This window comes from Actinomadura sp. NPDC048032, assembly GCF_040653175.1.
GTDB classification, from domain to species: Bacteria; Actinomycetota; Actinomycetes; order Streptosporangiales; family Streptosporangiaceae; genus Spirillospora; species Spirillospora verrucosospora.
The window spans coordinates 1-5379 of record NZ_JBEZJP010000495.1; the positions used below are offsets into that span (position 1 = coordinate 1).

General features: G+C 72.8%; 2 protein-coding genes. Both read left to right on the plus strand.

Annotated elements, in window-relative coordinates; genetic code table 11:
• Positions 1-3716 (plus strand): helix-turn-helix domain-containing protein (locus tag AB0C69_RS37300; RefSeq protein ID WP_360360408.1); only part of this gene is annotated, 3716 nt, incomplete at its 5' end.
• Between the two features lie 342 nt (positions 3717-4058).
• A complete protein-coding gene (locus AB0C69_RS37305) occupies positions 4059-5345 on the plus strand; it encodes a hypothetical protein (protein ID WP_360360411.1) in 1287 nt (428 codons plus the stop codon).
• Positions 5346-5379: the final 34 nt, after the last annotated feature.

The following is a 5379-nucleotide window of genomic DNA, read 5'->3' on the forward strand; positions in this document are numbered from 1 at the left end:
GTGACGTCCGGGCCGGGGTGCGCCCTGCGGGTCTCGGCCAGCCGGCGCATGGTCTCCTGCCACCACCCGACCGAGCCCCGCGGAACCGAACCGAATTCGCCGAGGCGCTCTCGCTGCTCCGCGAGCGCGCCGGGCTCACCATCCGGGACGTCTCCCGCGCCACCGCGATCCCGGTGGCGACGCTCGGCGGCTACTTCTCCGGCCGTCACCTGCCCACCCAGCAGAACCTGCGCACGATCCTGACCGTCTGCGGCGCCACCGGTCCCGAGCCGTGGACGGGCGCTCTTGCCGCGCTCCGTCGGGCTCCCGGGCCGCGGGCGGCGAACGCCGAAGCGCCCTATCCGGGGCTGGCAGCCTTCCAGCCGACCGACGTCCGCTGGTTCCACGGCAGGGAACGGCTGACCGGCGACCTGCTGGAGCGGGTCCTTGGCCTGGCCGCCGCGGGCGGCGGGACGCTGGCCGTCGTCGGGCCGTCGGGTTCGGGGAAGTCGTCGCTGCTCGGCGCGGGACTCGTCGCCGTGCTGAGCTCGGACCGGCGGCTCCCACCCGTCCGGATGACACCTGGCAGGGATCCGGCCGCTGCCCTGCGCGCGCTGTGCCTCGACGATCCGTGCTGCCTGGTCGTCGACCAGTTCGAGGAGGTCTTCACCCAGTGTGAGGACGAGGCCGGGCGTCACGCGTTCGTCGCCGGCCTCACCGGCGGCGGAGTACCCGCCGGGTCGGTCGTCGTCGTGGCGCTCCGCGCCGACTTCTACGGCGAGGCGCTGGCCTGCCCTCCGCTGGCCGAGGTGCTGCGCGCGGGGCAGCTCCTGATCACTCCGATGAACGAGACCGAGGTGCGGGGCGCGGTCCTCGGCCCGGCCCGCGAGGCCGCGCTGGACGTCGAGGACGGCCTGGTCGAGCTGGTGCTGCGGGACTTGGCCCCGGCCGAGCTCGACACCGCCGCCGCGCACGATCCCGGTGCGCTCCCGTTGCTGTCCCACGCGCTGCGCACGGCGTGGGAGCACGGCAACCGCAAGCGGCTCACCGTCGCCGACTACACCGCAGGAGGCGGGATCCACGGCGCGATCGCCAAGTCCGCGGAGGCGGTGTACGAGACGTTCGACGAACCGGAGGGCGAGCTGGTCAAGGCGCTCTTCCTCCAGCTCGTGCGGATCTCCGGTCCCAGGGCGGTGATCCGGCACCGGATCCCGAGCGCCGACGTCGACGGGCTCGCCGACGTCGCGGCCCCCTTCGTCGCCGCACGGCTGCTGACCCGGGACCGCGACGGCCTGCAGATCACCCATGAGGCGCTGATCCGCTGCTGGCCGCGGCTGTCGGAGTGGATCGAGCTCGACCGCGACCGGCTGCTGTTCGGCCAGCGCCTCGCGGAGGCCGCGCAGGAATGGGAACGCGAGCCCGGCGACGACGCGCTCCTCTACCAGGGCCTGCGCCTGGCGGAGGCGCGGGCGTGGGTGGAGGGTGCCGCACCGGGCACGGTGCCGTCACGGGTGCGGGAGTTCGTCGTGGCGGGCGCGCGGCGTGAACGCGCCCGGATCCGCCGGCTCTACCGCCTCGTCGCGTTCCTGAGCGTCCTCGTGCTGATGACCGCCGTGACGAGCCTCGTCGCGCTGCGGGCGACGGGCACCGTGTCCCGTCAGCGTGACGACGCGCTGTCGGCAAAGGTCGCCAATGAGGCGACGTCGCTGCGGGCGGCCGATCCGGCGCTGGCCGCGCAGCTGTCTCTCGCGGCGTTCCGGCTCGCCCCGACGACCGAGGCGCGCGGCAGCCTGCTCAGCGGATACGCGGCGCCGTACGCGGTCCAGATGTCCGGCCATACGGGCGCCGTCTACCAGATCCAGTACAGCCCCGACGGCAGGACGCTGGCGAGCGCGAGCCTGGACGGCACCGTCCGGCTGTGGAACCTCGCGGACCCGCGCAATCCCGCGCCGCTGACCGTGTTGACCGGCCACTCCGCCGCGGTGACGGCCGCGGTGTTCAGCCCGGACGGCCGCACCCTCGCGACCACCGGAGACGACCGGACGGTCCGGCTGTGGAACGTCGCCGACCCGGCCCGACCAGCGCCGCTCGTGACGCTGCGGGGCCACTCCGACGGCGTCCGGGCGCTCGCCTTCGCCGCTGACGGCCGCACCCTCGCGTCCGGCGGATACGACCGGACGGTCCGGCTGTGGAATGTCGCCGACCCCGCACGGGCGAAGCCGCTCGCGGTGCTGACCGGTGCGGGCGCGGGGGTGAGCGCGCTGGCCTTCAGCCCCGACGCGCGCGTCCTCGTCGCCGGGGCCTACGAGAAGAACGCGCACGTCTGGGACGTCTCGGCGCCCGGCCAGCCGCGCCGCCTGCCCGATCTGAAGGGAAACTCCGACCGGATCCTGAGCGTCGCGTTCAGCCCGGACGGCGACGTCCTGTCGGTCAGCGGTTTCGACGGTCTCGTTCACCTGTGGGCGGTCTCCGGAACGCGCTTCGACCACGTCGCCGGCCTGCAGGGCCACACGAGCGGCGTCAGCGGCGCGTCCTTCGCCGGCCGGACGCTCGCCACCGGCTCCTACGACCACTCGATCCGCCTCTGGGACACGACGGATCCCCGGCGGCCGACCGCCCCGGTCGTCCTGGAGGGCCCTTCCGACACCGTCTACTCGCTGGACTTCTCCCCGGACGGCCTGACCCTGGCGAGCGCGGGCGCCGACGACACGATCCGCCTGTGGGACCTGCGCCGCCCGATCCTCGGCGGCAACAACGGCGAGGTCGACTCACTCGCCTTCAGCCCCGACCGGAGGCTGCTGGCCATCGGCAGCTACCAGGCGTTCCGCCTCTGGGACGTCACCGATCCGCACGTCCCACGCGCCGTCGCGTCGGTCGGCGGCCTCGGCGACCATGTGCAGTCGGTCGCCTTCAGCCCCGACTCCCGGCGGCTGGCGGCCGGTGACCTCGACGGGACGGTCGGCGTCTACGACGTGGCCGCTCCGGCCCATCCCCGGCTCGCCATCACACTCCGTCCGGACCGCGGCAACGTGTTCGCCGTAGCGTTCGCGCCCGATGGACGGCATCTGGCCATAGCCGGAGAGGATCCCGACGTCACCGTCTGGGCCTCCGACGCGCCACAGAGCCCGCCCGCCGTGCTGCGCGGCCACGCCTCTGGCGTCCAGGCGCTCGCCTACTCACCGAACGGCCGGCTCCTCGCCACGGCCGGCGCTGATCATACCGTCCAGCTCTGGGACACCCGGGGCAACTCCAGGACCGCGACCCTGAAGGGCCACGCCAACGGCGTGAACGCCGTTGCCTTTTCCCCGGACGGCCGGCTCCTCGCCAGCGGCGCCGCCGACCGCACGACGATCCTCTGGGACATCACCGACGCCCGCCGGCCGCACGAGGTCCACCGCCTGAGCACGGGCTCCGACGCCGTCTACTCGGTGGCCTTCAGCCCTGACGGCCGGCTCCTCGCAACGGCCGGCTCGGACGGGGCCACCGCGCTGTGGACGCTCGGGACGGAACCCGTCCGGTCTGCGCTGCTCACCGGACATCGCGGGACGGTCTACGCGGTCGCCTTCTCACCCGGCATGCCCTACCTGGCGACCGGCGGCGCCGACTACACCGCCCGCCTGTGGACCACCGACACCGCGGCCGCCTCCCTCTGTCCCCTCGGCCCACCGCGCATCGCCGAACCCACATGGCGCTCCCACTTCCCCGGCATCCCGTACCGCCCCCCATGCCGAAGTTGACCGTGCTGTGCGCACGTGTGACGTGCAACGTCCAACGGCGATAGCGAGCCGGTTCGGGCCGCAGGCGGACGGCCTGGCAGTTTCCCGTCCGGCCAGAGACCGTGGTGCTGTCACCCGCCACCAACACTCAGGGTCCCGCCGACATCGGGTCTCGTTGCCAGGGCTGACGCTTGAGCAGCGTCGGCCACCGTTAGACGAACGCCCGAACATCTCGCAGACGAATCGTGAGATTGATAACGGTTGTCATTATTGGCTCATCCTGGACTGTACTCGTCGTGGGCAGAGGCTGCCCGCCGCCCGGCTCTGCGCCGGGGAGACAAGACAAACAAGAGAGGCTTGCTCATGTCCAAGGTGCGATTGCCTGGGAACGGCACGCTGCGGGGGGTCGTCATCGGCCTGCTGGGGTTGCTGTTCTGCGTGGCGGGGGACGCGTTCTCCGCCCTTGGCGCCGAAGATGAGAAGCAGTTCCCCTTCGCGCCGGGCGCGCTCGGCGCGATCTTCGGTGGACTGTTCCTCGCGGGATACGCCGCGCTCAGGTTCGGTCTGGAGGTGCGGCCGTTCCGCGCCAACGGCGCGGTCGCCGAAGTGTTCCGCCGGGAGCGTGCCTCGGCACGGTCGGCCCGGTGGCCGATCGGGTGCGTGGCGGTGGCGAACGTGTTCTATCTGCCGCTGCTGGTCGCTGCGACTCAGCGGGTGGGTAGTTTCGCCACGGTGATCGCGATCGCGTTCTGCGGCCCGCTGATGGTGGCGGTGTGGGGCTCGGTGCGCGAGTCCCGCCACGCCGCGGTGCTCTGGCCGGTGCTCGCCGGCGCGGGCCTATGGATCATGTCGCTGCAGGAGGAGGCGCACACCGACTGGCTCGGTTACGCCTTCGCCGCCGCGGCCGCGGCGTGTTTCGCCGTCAACATCAGCGCGATGGAGAAGCTGGAGGAGCGGGGCGCCGAAACGGTCGGCCTGGCCTTGGCCGGTCTGCTGACCATCCCGGGCGCGGCCAGCTGGCTGTTGATCTCGGGGGGCCTGGAATGGTTCCAGCCCCGCATCATCGGGCTGGCCGTGCTCACCGGCCTGCTCACGGTGGCAGTTGCTCCGGTGCTGGAGGCACGGGCCATCGGCCACCTCGGCAAGGAGAAGTTCGGTGTGCTGGCCGCCGGTGAGCCGATCATGGGCCTACCGGTCGGGCTGCTGCTGCTGGGGGAAGTCCCCGGCTGGTTCGTGGCCACCGGAGTGGTGATCCTCGCGGTGGCCATCGCGGCCAACACCACGGAACTGGACAGGCCGCTGGTCCGGCGGCTGTTCGCCATGCGGTCCGGCGGACTGCCGCACGGACATCACCTCGCCGCCGAGGCCGCGATTCCTTCGGGAGGCGCGGCCGTCCCCGCGGCGGCGGGCACCGTGCCCGCCGACATGGCCGGTGGTGTGCCGACCCCGACTGATGCCCGGCGATCGTCCTTGGCGGTCACCGGGGCTCGGCAGCCGGAGGCACCGGCCTCCGGCACGGCCGACAGCCACTGGCTGGAGGTGGCGGCCGTGCTGTGGCCGCTGGTCCAGCGCGGCAACACCGAAGCCGCCACCCTGCTCACCTCGGTGCTGCAACCGGTGGCGGACCGCATCCAGATCACGAAACGGTGATCCCCACATGAACCGCGGCGGGGAGGCAAATGCC

Coding starts and splice junctions, on each gene's coding strand:
- AB0C69_RS37305 (WP_360360411.1), top strand. CDS start 4,059: ATGTCCAAGGTGCGATTGCCTGGGAACGGCACGCTGCGGGGGGTCGTC.